General features: G+C 63.3%; 13 protein-coding genes and 1 tRNA gene. 1 reads left to right on the forward strand and 13 read right to left on the reverse strand.

What is annotated here, in order from left to right:
• Window positions 1–4: 4 nt before the first annotated feature.
• From MesoLj_RS19520 to MesoLj_RS19540, 5 genes are all read right to left on the reverse strand, one after another.
• Window positions 5–1627: an ABC transporter ATP-binding protein gene (locus MesoLj_RS19520; RefSeq protein ID WP_202321862.1), complete on the reverse strand. Its 1623-nt coding sequence runs from the start codon at window positions 1625–1627 to the stop codon at window positions 5–7.
• Window positions 1624–2493, reverse strand: a complete 870-nt coding sequence (locus MesoLj_RS19525) for an ABC transporter permease (protein ID WP_202321863.1) — start codon at window positions 2491–2493, stop codon at window positions 1624–1626. Before MesoLj_RS19525 ends, MesoLj_RS19520 begins: the two co-directional genes overlap by 4 nt.
• Window positions 2490–3437, reverse strand: coding sequence for an ABC transporter permease (locus tag MesoLj_RS19530; protein ID WP_140773038.1), 948 nt, complete (start codon window positions 3435–3437; stop codon window positions 2490–2492). Before MesoLj_RS19530 ends, MesoLj_RS19525 begins: the two co-directional genes overlap by 4 nt.
• A gap of 260 nt (window positions 3438–3697) precedes the next feature.
• The gene (locus MesoLj_RS19535) at window positions 3698–5176 is read right to left on the reverse strand and encodes an ABC transporter substrate-binding protein (protein WP_202321864.1); all 1479 of its coding nucleotides are present in this window, start codon (window positions 5174–5176) and stop codon (window positions 3698–3700) included.
• Window positions 5177–5403: 227 nt separating this feature from the next.
• Window positions 5404–6681, reverse strand: coding sequence for an acetylornithine deacetylase/succinyl-diaminopimelate desuccinylase family protein (locus MesoLj_RS19540; RefSeq protein WP_202321865.1), 1278 nt, complete (start codon window positions 6679–6681; stop codon window positions 5404–5406).
• A 220-nt stretch (window positions 6682–6901) separates the two neighbouring features.
• On the opposite strand from MesoLj_RS19540, the gene MesoLj_RS19545 reads away from it, so the two are divergent.
• On the forward strand, window positions 6902–7333 hold the full coding sequence (locus MesoLj_RS19545) for a L,D-transpeptidase (RefSeq protein ID WP_140773044.1): 432 nt from the start codon (window positions 6902–6904) through the stop codon (window positions 7331–7333).
• Window positions 7334–7400: 67 nt separating this feature from the next.
• On the opposite strand, the gene MesoLj_RS19550 is transcribed toward MesoLj_RS19545, so the two are convergent.
• From MesoLj_RS19550 to MesoLj_RS19585, 8 genes are all read right to left on the reverse strand, one after another.
• Window positions 7401–8384: a lipid A biosynthesis lauroyl acyltransferase gene (locus MesoLj_RS19550; RefSeq protein ID WP_181179889.1), complete on the reverse strand. Its 984-nt coding sequence runs from the start codon at window positions 8382–8384 to the stop codon at window positions 7401–7403.
• 13 nt (window positions 8385–8397) lie between these two features.
• Window positions 8398–9426 (reverse strand): zinc-binding dehydrogenase, encoded by a 1029-nt coding sequence (locus MesoLj_RS19555; protein ID WP_202321866.1) that lies wholly within the window; start codon window positions 9424–9426, stop codon window positions 8398–8400.
• Between the two features lie 115 nt (window positions 9427–9541).
• Window positions 9542–10819 carry a beta-ketoacyl-ACP synthase gene (locus MesoLj_RS19560; RefSeq protein WP_140773050.1) on the reverse strand — a complete coding sequence of 426 codons (1278 nt, stop codon included), beginning with the start codon at window positions 10817–10819 and terminating at the stop codon, window positions 9542–9544.
• 51 nt (window positions 10820–10870) lie between these two features.
• A complete protein-coding gene (locus MesoLj_RS19565; RefSeq protein WP_202321867.1) occupies window positions 10871–12061 on the reverse strand; it encodes a beta-ketoacyl-ACP synthase in 1191 nt (396 codons plus the stop codon).
• 56 nt (window positions 12062–12117) lie between these two features.
• Window positions 12118–12411, reverse strand: coding sequence for an acyl carrier protein (locus tag MesoLj_RS19570; RefSeq protein WP_027029416.1), 294 nt, complete (start codon window positions 12409–12411; stop codon window positions 12118–12120).
• Window positions 12412–12645: 234 nt separating this feature from the next.
• A complete protein-coding gene (locus tag MesoLj_RS19575) occupies window positions 12646–13644 on the reverse strand; it encodes a slipin family protein (RefSeq protein WP_244735104.1) in 999 nt (332 codons plus the stop codon).
• A gap of 561 nt (window positions 13645–14205) precedes the next feature.
• Window positions 14206–14279: transfer RNA gene (locus MesoLj_RS19580), tRNA-OTHER, on the reverse strand.
• Window positions 14280–14503: 224 nt separating this feature from the next.
• Entirely contained in the window at window positions 14504–15052 is a 549-nt protein-coding gene (locus MesoLj_RS19585; protein WP_202321868.1) for a histidine phosphatase family protein, read from the reverse strand.
• Window positions 15053–15076 lie beyond the last annotated feature (24 nt).

Genomic DNA, 15076 nt, shown 5'->3' on the forward strand with positions numbered 1-15076 from the left:
CCGCTCACCCTTGCTCTTGCATCTTCCGGGCGATCGCTCGGTGCAGGTCTGGCGCGGCGGTGACCAGCGCCCGTGCGGCTTCTGATTGGGGATGGTCCAGCACCTCGTTCGTCTTGCCACGCTCGACGATCCTGCCTTCATGCATCACCAGAACCTCGTCGGTGATGGCGCGGGCGACGGTCAGGTCATGGGTGATGAAGAGGTAGGCGATGCCGAGCTTCTGGTTGAGCTCGGCGAACAGATCGAGGATCTGGGCGCGGATCGAGACGTCGAGCGCCGAGACCGGCTCGTCGGCGACGACCAGCTTGGGGCGGGTGATGATGGCGCGGGCAATCGACAGACGCTGGCGCTGGCCGCCGGAGAACTCGTGCGGGTACTTCTCCATGTCGCGCTGGTCGAGGCCGACCTCGTGCAGCGCATGCGCCACCATCTCGCGGCGCTCGGCGCGCGTTGGTTTTTTCTCCAGCACATGCAAGGGTTCCGAGACCAGTTTTTCGACCTTCTGGCGCGGGTCGAAGGAACCGTAAGGATCCTGGAAGACAACCTGCATGTCACGCCGGGCCGGCTTCAGTTCGGCTTCGCTCTTGCCGGTGATCGCTTCGCCGCGAAACCGGATCATGCCTGAACTCGGCCGGTCCAGCGCCAGGATCATGCGCGCGAGCGTCGACTTGCCACAGCCGGAGCGGCCCACCAACGCCACCGACTGGCCCGGCGTCATCGACAGCGAGACGTCGTCGACGGCGCGGATATCAGGCGCGCGGCGGAACAGCGAGGCGCGGCGACCACGATAGTCACGGGTTACACCTTCGACCTGGAGCAGGGGCTTGCCCTGGCTGGCGTCATGTCGTCTGGCGCGTGCCGGCACATGCATCGAGGCTTGCGCCAGCTGGCGCGTATAGGGGTGAAGTTGTTCGGACAGCGTGCGCGCGGTGTCTCCGGCCTCCATCACCTCGCCGCGGCGCAGGATGGTGATGCGGTCGGCCATCTCGGTCACCACGGCGAGGTCATGCGAGATCAGCAGCAGGCCCATGCGGCTCTCCGCGACGAGGTCACGCAGAAGGTCCAGGATCTGCGCCTGCAGCACGACGTCGAGCGCCGTCGTCGGCTCGTCGGCGATCAGCAGTTTCGGTGTCAAGGCGCAAGCGATGGCGATGACGACGCGCTGGCGCTGGCCGCCCGACAGTTCATGCGGATAGCGCGACATCGGGAATTTTGCCGAGGGCAGGCCGACCCGGTCGAGCATTTTTCGCGCCCGCTCCTCGGCTTGCGCGCGCGTCGCCTTGGTGTGCCAGCGTATGCCCTCGGCTACCTGTTCGCCGATGGTCTTGACCGGGTTCAGCGCCGTCATCGGCTCCTGGAAAACCATGCCGATGTCGTCGCCGCGCAGCGCGCACATCTGGTCCTCGCTTGCCGCCAGGATATCGATGCCGTCGAACGAGACGCGCCCGGTGGCGCGCGCTGCATGGGGAAGAAGCCGCATCATCGTCAGCGCGGTCATCGATTTGCCGGAGCCGGATTCGCCAACCAGCCCCATGACCTCGCCGGGCGCGACGGAAAGCTCCATGTCTTTCAGGATCTGCGTGTCGCCGATGGACAACGACAGGTTCTCGATCTCCAGCAGGCTCATCGCTGCCGCCGCGATTTCGGGTCGAGAATATCGGCGATGCCGTCGCCAAGAAGATTGAGCCCAAGCACGGTGATGACGATCGCCATGCCGGGGAAGATCGCCATCCAGGGGGCCACCACCATGCGGGTCTGGGCGTCGAACAGCATGCGGCCCCAACTCGGCATTGGCGGCTGCGCGCCGAGGCCGAGATAGGAAAGCCCGGCCTCGGCCAGGATACCTAGCGCGAACTGAATGGTGCCCTGGACCAGCAGCAGCGTGGCGATGTTGGGCAGCACATGTTCGACGGTGATCTGCGTGCTGCTCTTGCCCGCTGCGCGCGCGGCAAGAATGAATTCGCGCGGCCAGATCGCCAGCGCGCCGGCTCGGGCGACGCGGGCAAAGACCGGGATGTTGAAGATGCCGATGGCGATGATGGCGTTGACCGCGCCCGGCCCGAAGATGGCGGTGATCATGATGGCCGACAGCAGCGCGGGGAAGGCGAAGACCAGGTCGTTGACGCGCATCAGCGCCTCGTCGACCAAGCCGCCGCGTGCCGCGGCAAAGGCACCGAGCGGCACGCCGATACCCATGCCGATGCCGACCGCGACCAGCGCCACGGCGATGGAATTGCGGGCACCAACCATGATCATCGGCAGGATATCGCGGCCGAAATGGTCGGTGCCGAACCAATGGGCCGGCGAGGGACCTTGCGTCTTGTCCGCTATGACCAGCTTCGTCACATCGTAAGGCGTCCAGACATAAGAGATGACAGCCATCGCCAGGATCAGCAAGGTGATGACGAAGCCGGTGACGAAAGCCGTGTTTCGGAACGCCTTGGCCAGAATGGAGCTGAATGTCTCCTCGGGGATATCGAGGCGCAAGGTCATTGCAGGCCTCTCAGGCGCGGATCGACGACCGCATAGGAAAGGTCGACAACGAGATTGACGGCAATGACCGCAGCGACCAGCAGCATGACGACGCTTTCGACGACGATCAAATCGCGCTGCGTGATCGCCTGGAACACCAGCCGGCCAAGGCCGGGCAAATAGAAGACGTTCTCGATGATGATGGTGCCGGCAAGCAGGAAGGCGAATTGCAAGCCGAGGATGGTCAGCACCGGGATCATGGCGTTTCGCAGCGCATGCCGCCACAGCACGGCGCGATAGGGCAGGCCCTTGGCGCGGGCGGTGCGGATGTAGTCCTCGTTCAGCACCTCGATCAGGGCCGAGCGGGTGACACGCGCCAGGATCGCTGCTTGCGGCAGCGCAAGGGCGACCGCCGGCAGAAGCAGAGATTTCAAGGCTTGCCATGCGCCGGCTCCCCAGCCGGGAAACCCGCCTGCCGGCACCAGCCGCAACCAGACGGCGAAGACATAGATCAGCATCAGCGCGAACCAGAAATTGGGCACGGCGACGCCAAGCTGTGCCGCGCCCATGGAAATCGTGTCACCGGCGCGGCCGCGCCGACTGGCGGAAAACAGGCCGACCGGAATGGCGATGAGGGTGGAGAGTGCGAGCGCGATCAGCGCCAGAGGCAGGGAAACGGCCAGGCGTTCGCGCACGAGGTCGATGACCGGCACCGAATAGGTGTAGGAGCGGCCGAAATCGAGGCTGAGCAGGCCGCCGGCCCAGTGAAGGTAACGCCAGGCCAGCGGCGCGTTGAGACCCATCTGGTTGCGCAGAAGCTCCACCTGGTCGGCGCTCGCGTTCATGCCCAGCATCAGCCGCGCCGGATCGCCCGGCAGGATTTCGAGCACGGCGAACACCACGATGGAGGCCAGCACCAGCGTGGCGAGGGAGATGGCCAGGCGCTTGAGGAGGTAGGCAGTCATGGGAGGCGCCGGACGACAGTAGCGTCGTCATCCTGGGGCGAAGCAGGAGCGAAGCGACGTCGCGAAGACCCCAGGATCCATGCCGTGACAGAGATCAAAGAGCGCGACGGTCCAAAACCAGCGCCTCCTTCTGTCTCCACTGCTGCGTCTCCCAGATTCTGCGCCCCGGGGGGGCGCTCGTAAGTCACGGAATGGATCCTAGGGTCTACGCAGCCGCTGCGCGCCTGCTTCGCCCTAGGATGACGAAACCGAGAAGAGCCTCACTCGCTCCACTTCACCTTGGTCAGGTCGTTGGCGGGGATCGGCGCGTTTTCCCACAGCCCTTGCAGCTTGGCGTCCCAGACCCCGACCTTGGGCAGTTCGTAGAGGAAGCCCACCACGGCGTCGTCGGCCAGGATCTTTTGCGCTTGCGCATACAATTCCTTGCGCTTGGCTTCGTCGGAGGTCAGTTCCAGATCGGCAATGACCTTGTTGAAGGCGGGGTTGTCGTAATTGAAGTAGTAGTCCTTGCGCGCGTAGATATCGATGTCGTTCGGCTCGGTATGGGAGACGATGGTCAGGTCGTAGTCCTTCTTGGTGAACACCTGGTCCAGCCACTGCGCCCACTCGACGGGGATAATTTCCAGGTTGATGCCGACATCGCGCAGCTGCGAGGCGATGATCTCGCCGCCGAGCCGCGCATAGGTCGTCGGCGGCAGCTTCAACGTGGCCTTGAAGCCGTTCTCCAGTCCCGCCTCCTTGAGGAGTTCCTTGGCCTTGGCCACGTCGTGCGGATAGCGGCCGGTCAGGTCGACATAATATTTGTTAGCCGGCGACATATGCGAGCCGATTGGCAGGCCGAGCCCGGCCGAGGCGCCGTCGATGATTGCCTTGCGATCGAGCGCGTAGGAGATCGCCTGCCTGACCTGCAGCTTGTCGAAGGGTGGCTTCTTGTTGTTGATGGATAGGATGGTCTCGCCTTCGGTCGCGCCGACAACAACCTTGAAGCGTGGATCATCCTTGACCTGCGCGACGCTGTCGGGATCGAAGAAGGGGAAAGCCTGTATGTCGCCGGAAAGCAGAGCCGGCACCGCGGCCGCGGCATCGGGAACGATGCGGAATTCGACCTTTTCGAGGAAAGCAGGAGTGCCCCAGTAATGATCCGATTTCACCAGGGTGATCGATGAGCCCTTGGCCCAGCTCTGGAATTTGAAGGGGCCGGTGCCAACGGGCTTTTCCTTGTTGGTGTCGGCGGATTTCGACGACACGATCACCGCGTCGCCCCAGCCCATATTGTAGAGGAACGAGCCTTGCGGGTGGGTGAGCGTCACCTTCACGGTGGCGGGGTCGACCACGTCGACCTTGTCGATGGCGGCAAAGAGCTGCTTTTGTGCGTTGATGGAGTTTTCCGCGCGGGCACGGTCGAGCGAGAATTTCACGTCGTCGGCGCTGAAATCGGCGCCGTCGTGGAATTTCACGCCGGTGTGCAGCTTGAAGGTGTAGACCTTGCCGTCATCGGAAATGGTCCAGCTTTCGGCGAGATCCGGCAGAACCTCGCCATTGGGGCCGATCCGGGTCAGGCCCTCGAACACGTTGGCGTAGGTGACCTCCCTGATAGCCGCGGCCGCTCCCGCCGTCGGGTCGAGATGCGGGGGTTCAAGCGGAATGCCGATGACAAGATCGGTCCGGGCGGCAAACGCCGAAGTGGCGGTTGCGACCGCCAGCACGGCAGCGGCCAGAAGGGTCTTCCACAGTTTCATCGCTGAACTCCCCATGTGCTCAAATGCTCAAGCCTAAAGCGCGTCGCGTTGAAACGGATCCATGCGACGCGCTTTAGGTCCTTGTTTTTATGCATGTCGTTCTCTCAAAACCGAGGTCACTTTTGGGCGACATGCATTAGGGATAGAAGCGTGATTTCGCGCGGGAGTAAATTGCGTTTCGTGCTGTCGCGCCGCGGCAGGAGAAATGTCTTTGCGCCGCAGGCCGATCATCCGATTGTGCCGCGCAGCAGCACGTTGAGCCCGATCGCCATCACCTTGGCCGATTCCACCATGTCCTCTATGCCGACCCACTCGTCCGGCCGGTGGGCGAGATCGAGAATGCCCGGTCCATAGGCGATGCAGTCGTAGATATGGCCGATGCGGGCAATGTGCTTCTGGTCGTACGTGCCGGGCGAGATGACGTAGTCGGGTTCGCGGTCGAAGATCGCATGAATGCCTTGCGCCACGGCCTTGACCACCGGCGCGTCGCGCTCGGTCATCAACGGCAGTACTTCCATCAGGTCGCGGATCTCGTAATCGAATTTCTTGCGCTCGCGCTTCAGCCGCTCGAGAATGCCGGTCACTTCGCCCTTGACCGTCGCCAGATCTTCCTCGAGCAGGAAGCGGCGGTCGATGGTCAGCCGGCAGGAATCAGGCACGTTGGGCGAGGGCAGACCCGGCCGGAAATCCTCGGTCTGGCCGCCATGGATGGAATTGATGTTCATGGTCGAGCGCCTGGCGCCTTCGGGCACGACCGGCATGCGCGTAACCTTGCGGTCGAGCGCAGGGAACAGTTCATCCTCGAAAGCCTTGAGCACGGCGCCCATATGGCGCACCGCATTGTCGCCGAGAAACGGCATCGAGCCATGCGCGATCTCGCCCTTGGTCTCGATCTCCGCCCACCAGACACCGCGGTGGCCAAGGCAGATGCGGTCCTTGTTCAACGGCTCGGGGATGATGACGTGGTCGACCTTGGGCTTGGAGAAATAGCCGAGGCCGGCCAGATGGGCGACACCGCCGAAGCCGCCGGATTCCTCGTCGACCGTGCCGGATATTTCGATGGCGCCTGGAAAATCGGGATAGACGTCCATAAAGGCCTCGACCGCGATGATCGACGCGGCCAGGCCGCCCTTCATGTCGCAGGCGCCACGTCCATAGACCTTGCCGTCCTTGACGATGCCGGCAAACGGATCGACGGTCCAGCCGTCGCCAGCCTCGACCACGTCGATATGCGAGTTGAAGTGGACGCAGGCACCGGGCGATCGGCCGTCGAAACGGGCCACGACATTGACGCGTGGGTAGCGATCGGTGTCGCCGGGCGCGCCTTCGGCACGGATGAATTCGGTTTCAAAACCACGCTTCCTCAGCCGCGCGCCAAGATATTCGGCGCATGGCCGGTAGGCTTCGCCCGGTGGGTTGATGGTCGGAAAACGGATGAGGTCGGCGGTCAGCGCGACGACATCGTCGCGCCTGTCATCGATTGCCTTGAGGAGTCTCTCGTTCATCGGGAGAGTTGAGCAGCGATCGGTGTTGCATTGCAAGCCCGCCGGACATCAAGCCTGCGCGACGTGTCGTTGCGGCAACTATCGCGGGAAATCGTTCAAATTCGCTGCTTTGGATTGGGGAATTGATCAAGGAGTGTGTGCTATCTGTTCACTGCCATTAAAAAGGTGAAAAACAACGTGATGGCAAGCAGGCAAGGGGCAATCAAAGGGGTTTGATCGCATGAAGAAGTTCTTTCTCGTGGCAGCGGCGATGTTGGCAACCGCGCTGTTGGGTACGCCGTCGGCAAGTTACGCGGCGATGTTGGAAGCGAAGATCGACGTGTCGTCGCAGACGATGACGGTGCGCTACGGGTCGGAGGTCTATCGCTGGGCCGTGTCGACCGCCCGCTCGGGTTATTTCACCCCGCGCGGCACATATCGGCCGCAGCGAACCGCCAAGATGTGGTATTCGCGCAAATACGACATGTCGCCGATGCCTTATTCGGTATTCTTCCATGGTGGCTATGCCATCCATGGGACGGGCGCTGTCAGGCAACTCGGCCGTCCGGCCTCGCATGGCTGCGTGCGGCTGCACACGGCCAATGCCGCGGCCTTCTATTCGATGGTGCGGGAAGTGGGCTTCGGCAACACGCGCATTGTCGTGACGAACTGAAACGTCCCGGATTTGCCGGTCGCATCAATGGCTGGCGTAGAAGTCGCTTTCTCGCCAGCAGCTTGGGCTAAGCGCTCGCGGCAGGAGCCGGCTTCGGCCGCTTCTTGCGCCGCCAGTTGCTGATTTCCCACCTTTTGTGAAACCACATCCACTGGCCGGGATCCTCGCGCACCCAGCGCTCGACCACATCGTTCAGCATCTGGGTAGTGGCGTGGACGTCGACGCTGCCGTCAGCGGTGCGCGGCAAGACCAGCTTGTCCTCGATCTCGAGCCGGAAACGGTTGCCTGGCAATCTGATGCAACGCGCCGGATAGACGTCGCAGTCATAGTGGCGGGCAAGGGTGCCGAGCACACGGTTGCTCTGGCAGGGACGGCCAAAGAAGGTCGTGTCGAGACCGTTGGAGAATTTCTGGTCGACAAGGACGCCGATATTGCCGCCGTTTTCCAACACAGACGCCAGGGCAAACGAGGCTCCCGCCATCGACGGCAGCAGCGATCCCATGGTCGAGCGGCGGGTCGAAAGTATGTAGTCGGCAAGATAGGGGTTGTTGGGTGGGCGAAACAGCGCAGTGATGTTCATGCCGAAAGTTGCCGCTGCCACCGGCAGCAGTTCGAAATTGCCGAGATGGCCGGTGAAGACGATGTGCGGCTGCTTCTCCGCGGCGATCTCGACGAAATGTTCTGTTCCCTTGACCTCGACGCGGCCGGGCTTGCTGGCGGCAGGGTCATAGTCGAACAGGGCGTCGAGGAAGATGTATTCGGCGGCGAGGCGGGCCATGTTGCCCCACATGTCGGAGGCGATGGCCTGGATTTCGTCCTCGCTCTTTTCCGGATAGGCCTTGCGCAGATTGTCGATGGCGACCTGATGGCGCCCGACCCGGGGACCAATGAGGCGCGCGACCCGGTCGGCGAAATTCAATGCGCTGTCGACCGGCAGCAGGCGCAGCACCGAAAGGATGATCATCGCCGCACGCGCAACCAGCCAGTAGTTCGCCTGGCGCAACTGCCGGCCGTAGCGAAATCTGAGGTCGCGGCGAAACTTCTTGAGCACCGAGGTCAAGGCCCTAGGCGACGCGCAGAATGATCTTGCCGAAGACGTCGCGGCCTTCCATGCGCTTCAGCGCGGCGTCGATATCGTCGAATCCGACCTCGGTGTCGATGACCGGTGCGACCTGTCCCGCCGCCATTTTCTGCATGGCGTTGGCCATGTTCTCCATGCGGCAGCCGAAGGATCCGAGCAGCTTCAGTTGCTGCTGGAACAGCTGCATCAGGTTGATCTGCGTCGACACGCCGGAGGTCGAGCCGCAGGTCACCAGGCGGCCGCCGCGCTTCAGGCACAGCATCGAGCCGGCAAAGGTGTCGGCGCCGACATGTTCGAACACGACGTCGACACCCTTCTTCTTCGTCAACTTGCGCACGACGCCTTCGAAGCGGTCGTCGCGATAGTTGATGACATGGTCGGCGCCGAGCGCCTTGGCCTTGTCGATCTTGTCGTTCGAGCCGACCGTGGTGATGATGGTGCAACCCGTCCGCTTGGCCAGCTGAATGGCGGCCGAGCCGATGCCGGAGCCGCCGGCATGGACGAGGATGGTTTCACCCGGCTGAAGCCTGGCATTGTCGAACAGCATATGCTCGACAGTGCCGAAGGTGACAGGCGCCACCGCGGCGCCAATGTCGGTCACGCCGGGTGGGGCGGGGACCAGCAGGCGTGCGGGCAGGTTGATCTTTTCCTGCGCGAAGCCGTCGAGATGGAAACCGTGAACGCCGGAAACATGTTCGCACAGATTGTCGCGGCCTTCGCGGCAGGCGCGACAAAGGCCGCACGTGCGCGCGCCATAGATCGACACCAATTGTCCGGGCAGCAGGCTGGAAACGCCGGGGCCGACCGCCTCGACCTCGCCGGAGGCTTCAGCACCGACGACCAGCGGCAGCTTGCGCTTGGCGAAGGCCATGCCGCGCCAGCCCCAGACGTCGATGTGGTTCAGCGCCACCGCCTTGATGCGCAGCGTGACTTCGCCCAGTGCGGGCGGCGGGGGAGGCGGCAGGTCCACCGTTTCGAGACGGCGGTCCTCGATAAGTTGCAGTGCGCGCATAAGCCTGTCGGTTCTGTTCTAAAGCGCGTCGCGCTTCAGGTCTTGGTTTTATGCATGTCGTTGTCGCAGAACCAAGGTCACTTTTGCGCGACATGCATTGGCGGAAAGCGCTCGCTTAGACCGGTTCCCGCGCCATGACAAGGCAAGTGTTCTGGCCGCCGAAGCCGAAGGAGTTCGACAAAACACTGCGAACCTCGGCGTTGCGCTTCTTGTTCGGCACCACGTCGAGGACGATCGCCGGGTCGGGATTGTCGTAGTTGATGGTCGGCGGGATGACGCTTTCACGCATCGTCATCAGCGAGAACGCCGCCTCGACGGCTCCGGCCGCCGACAGCGTGTGGCCGATCATCGACTTGTTGGACGAAACCGGCATGGAGCTTATGCGCTCGCCGAATACGGTCGACAGTGCCAGATGTTCCATCTTGTCGTTCTCGGGAGTCGACGTGCCGTGGGCGTTGACATAGTCGATCTCGTCTTCACTCAGGCCGGCATCGGCGAGGGCGGCGCGAACCGCGGCGATGGCAGGCGAAGCGTCCGGCTTCGAGCGGGTGCGGTGGAAGTCGTCGGCCTTCTCGCCGCAACCGCTGAGGACGCCAAGAATGGTCGCGCCGCGAGCCAATGCCGCCTCAAGCGATTCCAACACCAGTGCCCCGGATCCCTCGGCCAATACGAAGCCGTCGCGATCCTTGGAGAAAGGCTTCGATGCCTTTTCGGGAATGTCGTTGTGCGTGGAGAGCGCCGAAAGCAATGAGAAGCGGATCAGTGCCTCGGCGGTGGCGGAACCGTCCGCGCCGATCGATAGCGCACGGTCGCATTCGCCGCGCCGGATCGCCTCGACACCGAGCTGGATCGCGGTGGCGCCTGAAGCGCAAGCCGTCGACAGGGTGATCGGCAGACCGCGCGTGCCAAGGCGGTCGGCAAGGCGGTCGGCGATCGAACCGAACTGGGTGGTCTCGAAAATATCCAGCTCTTTCAAGCTGCGCGCCACCCGAAGCAGTCTTTCGGCGGCGGTGTCATCCTTGTCCTTGTCGGAATTGTAGAGCGAGAAGCGCTCGGCCCAGTCGAGTTCGACCGGCGGCGATGCAAGGAAAAGCGGTCCGCCGAAGTCGCTGGAATCAAGACCGGATTCGGTCACCGCTTCGAGGCCCGCAAGCTCGGCCAGCTCATAGGTGAGCGGGCTGGCACCTTTCGAACTCGACGGCAGGAAATCGACCATGCCGGAGATGCGGGTGTTCAGTTGGTCGATGGGAAAGCGGGTGATCGGGTGGATGCCCGACTTGCCGGAGGTCAACGCCGCCCAATTGTCGGTCTTGCCGACGCCAAGCGAGGTGACCACGCCGATGCCGGTGACGGCGACGATTGGCCTGCCCATGTGATCGTTCAGATTGGCCATCCGGGAGCCCTCGAGCGTTTATCGTTGCAGCATGGATCGCGGAGCGCCGCGTTAGGCGGCGTTGACCAGCGCCATGCCCTCGAATTGGTGATAGCCGATCGCCGTTGCAAGGACGCTTGCGGGAATGCCTTCGAACGGCTTCTCGGCCGCGGCATCGAAAACAGGGTAAGCGGCCTTGCGGTCGACGGCGAGTGCCGCCAGCGCCACGGCGAAGGGAAATTGTGCTTCCTTCATGTGTCCGGTTAGTGTCGAGAAGCCGCGCGCGGCGATCTCGGGATTGGCATCGAGCACTGCCTTCTCGGCAGTGGTTGCGGCATGCGCGCCCGAGGCGCCCGACAGGGCAAGCAGCTTGCCGTTCGGCAGCGCCGCCTGGCCGAGCAGCGCGGCAATCTCGGCATCGAGCTCTCCGCGTGGCCGCCTGGCGCGGCCTGAGACGACCGGGCCGAGTTCAGCATAAATCTTGCGCCCGCGGCTTGTCGCGTGTTCGCGCTGCTCCAGCACAAGGAAGGCACCGCCGGATCCGGTGACGATGCCGCCGCCCTCGGCGCCCTGTCTTTGCCACACGGGTTTCCAGGGGCCGCGATGCAGATAGCCGGCAAGCTCGTAACCGAGCAGCATGTCGGAATGTTCGGTCTGGAAGGCGCCGCCGACCAGGATGTGCGTCGACTGGCCGGAGCGGATGCGCGCGGCGGCCGTTTCGACGGCGGCGACCCCGGCACCTTCCTCGCCCATGAAGGTGCGCGACGAGCCGGTCACCTTGTGGACGATGGAGATGTTGCCGGCGAGCAGGTTGGAAAGCTGCGCCAAAAACAGGGTCGGCCGCAACTCGGTGGTCAGCTTCTCATTGAGCAGCACGTCGCGGTCGTTGCGGCTCTCGGATGCGGCGAGAATGGCGGCATCGACCGCCTCGTCGCGCTCGCCGCCGCCGGCGGCCACCACCATGTCCATGGTCGTGCTGAGCTCGTCATTGCCTTTGATGCCGGCGTCGTCGAGCGCAAGCCCGGCGGCATAGGTGCCGAGCCGCTGCCATGTTTCCATCTGCCGTTGGTCGCCGCGCTTGGCGATCTGCAGGTTCCAGTCGATATCCGGCAGCGGATGGACGGTGTAGGGCGCAAAGCGCGCGGCTTCGAGCACCGGCTGCAGGCCCGGCTGCGCCAGCTTCTGCCAGTGGGCGTCAGGGCCTTCTCCCAGCGAGGAGACAAGGCCGATACCAGTGATGACGACGTCGCGGGGGCTGCTCATGGGCGGCTTTGTGGGTCAGGCGGCGGAGCGCGTCAAGGTCGCGCGCTCAACTGACGTCAGGCGGTCTTGGCGGCGACCAGCGCGTCGATCTTGGCGCACAGGTTCTTCATGACGAAGTAGTCGTCGGTCGACGCCTTGCCGTCATTGACTTCCTGGGTCCACTTTTCCAGCGGCACCTTGATGCCGAATTCCTTGTCGATGGCGAAGACGATGTCGAGGAAATCGAGGCTGTCGATGCCGAGATCGTCGATCGTGTGGCTCTCGGGTGTGATGGTGTCGATATCGATCTCGCTGGTGTCGGCAATGATCTTGGCGACTTTGTCGAACGTGGTGGAATTCGTGGTGGACAACGGGCTTTTCCTTCTTTGCGGGCGGAATCTGTCCGCATCTTGTTTGGGCGCTGTCTAATCGGTTTTTCCGGGCAGGAAAAGGCCTGATAGTCCGGGCGCAGATGGGTAGGCTGCCCAAGAAACGCAAGAAGGGCCGCCGGTCAACCCGGCGGCCCTTCCCATTACGTCACGTCAGTCTCTGTTTCGATGCCTGTCGTTTTCCCAAAACCGGAACCAATTTTGGGCGACATCCCATCAGTTGTCGCGGAGCTTGACCAGATCGTTGAGCAATCCGCCCGTTCCGTTGTGGACGGTCAGCCGCTCGACCTTACCGGCGATGGTTTCCAGAGCCTCGAGCTCCTTCAGCCGCAGCATCACCGGGTTCTCCGCCATCACCCTGGCCGTGTTGAGCAGCGAACGCGTGGCGTTCGTCTCCTCGCGGCGGCGGATGACATTGGCCTCGGCCTGCTTTTCGGCCGACACCACCTGGTTCAGGATCTCGCGCATCTCGCCCGGGAGGATGACATCCTTGAGGGCGATATCGCTGACCTCGACACCGATCTCGGCCATGTCGGCACGGACCTTGGCTGCCGCTTCCTCGTCGACTGTCACCTTCTTTTCAAGGATCTGGTCAAGCGTCAGCGCGCCCAGCGTCTTGCGGAAAGCGTATTGCAGGGCGCGGTAAAGGGCTTCAGAGAAGTCCTTCACGGCACTCACCGCCTTGACCGGATCGACGACCCGGTATTCGGCGGCGATATTGACGCGGATCGTCACGCGATCCTTGGTCAGCACTTCCTGCCCGGCGACGTCGAGCGACTGGCGCTTGAGGTCGACGACCTTCATCTGCACCATGCGTCCGACATTCCAGAAGCCGTGCACGCCCGCGGAAAGCGTCCGGACCAGGACACCGTCGATGAACAGCAGCCCGGCCTGGCCGTCGAGGACCGGGTGGACCGACATCAACTCCGCCTTCCGGGCCTGTCCGAGCCGGCGCATGACCGCCGGATCGATGGCCAGATCGGCCGATGTGTCGATCAGCGCCACCGTCCACGGACCGGCATCCGTCCACAGCACCAGCTTGCGATCCGGTGCCAGCACGGCATGCAAATTGCCGTCACGCTCGATGACGGCGACATCCGTGCGCCCGGTGCGAACGACGGTGAAATGACGCGCGGCCACATCCGGGAGCTTGTCGAACAACGCCTTCTCATATGCCGAAACGAATTCCGGGTTCTTCAGATCGTGCCGCGACACTTCCAGGCTTCCGCGCCGATTGGCGAGCGAGTGCTCGCCCGGCAGCAGGACGGCCTTGATCTCCCCCTTGTGGAGGGTGAGGGCACGTTCGTTTTCCTTTACGAGGACGCGCTAGCGTCCAAGAACCTTGTCGAGAATAGTCGTCATTTTATTACTCCTGTCGGGCATGGCCCCATGCGAGGCGTCACGTCATGCGTCGATCTTCCCTTCGTTTCTCGTTTCACGTCGTCATGGTCCGGACACGAATGATCCGGGGACTGGTGGTATCAATCCGTGGCGGGTCTTCGGGAGCGGGTCGCGGGGCAGCGAAGCGGGCTCGGCAAGCCGTGGCCTGCCTTGCCGGCGACACCGCGCCTTGACCGTCACCGCGGACCTGGCCGCGAGCCGATGGCGTCAAACCTTTCGATACGGCCTTGGCCCGAAGGCTTCGGTCGTCCGTCGGGTCTTCGGCATTCCAGTCCCCGGACCGTTTTTCAGATAACACCGTGGCAGGGTGGAGAAGGATTCGAACCTTCGACAATCAGAACCTAAATCTGATGCTCTACCAAACTGAGCTATCCGTGGTGCAGACAGCAGGAATCGAACCTGCGACCTCCGGACCCAAATCCGGCGCTCTACCCCTGAGCTACATCCGCGACCCCAATCCCCAAAGCGGCGCCGTATACAGGGCGGCAACGCCGCCTGCACGGGCGGAGACGAAAGCTCCAACCGTTGTGCTCACTTCGGTTCTCGTGACCGGGAGCGCGGCTATAGAGCCTGCGACGGGTTGTCGCAAGCGGCATTGTCGGGGCGAATTCGCGGCTTTTTTCAGTGGTGGCAATTCGGCAACACTGCGTCCAACGTTGGAAGCGCGGTACCGTTAGAAGGTGACGCGACCGAGTACACGCAGGCCGTCGCCCTGCGGCTCGACGATCACGGCTTCGCCCTCTCGCGGCGAAACCCCGGTCAGCGCCATGATGTCTTCCAGATGGGTGACCATGACCAGGTTGTCGGAACCGGAATAGGCGCGGATTTCCTTCATGATGGCGGCGATCTGCGCTGCCTTCTGCGCATCGTCGCCCTTCAGCAGATCGAGCGGCGCAAACAGCTCCGGCTCGGCCTCGAAGGCGATGCGCGCGGTGTCGAGGCAGCGGCAGTAGCGGCTGGACAGCACGCGCTCGATCGGAGCGGCGCGGGCGGCAAACAAGGCGCCGATCTTGCTTGCCTGCTGCTTGCCGCGCGCCGAGAGGTTGATCTGGGTGGCGCAGCTGTCGACGTCGAAATTAGCCGGATCGGTGGTGCCGGTGACCATGGCATGGCGCAGCAGCACGACATGGCCGCCATCGCGCAGCAACGCCCAGCCGGCATCCGTGGCATGGGCCGCGACGGGAATGGCGAGCAGGAACAAGGCCAGGGCAAATCGAATCATCGCGGTCCTTCCAGGAGCCTGACA

It is taken from the genome of Mesorhizobium sp. 113-3-9 (assembly GCF_016756515.1).
Taxonomy (GTDB): domain Bacteria; phylum Pseudomonadota; class Alphaproteobacteria; order Rhizobiales; family Rhizobiaceae; genus Mesorhizobium.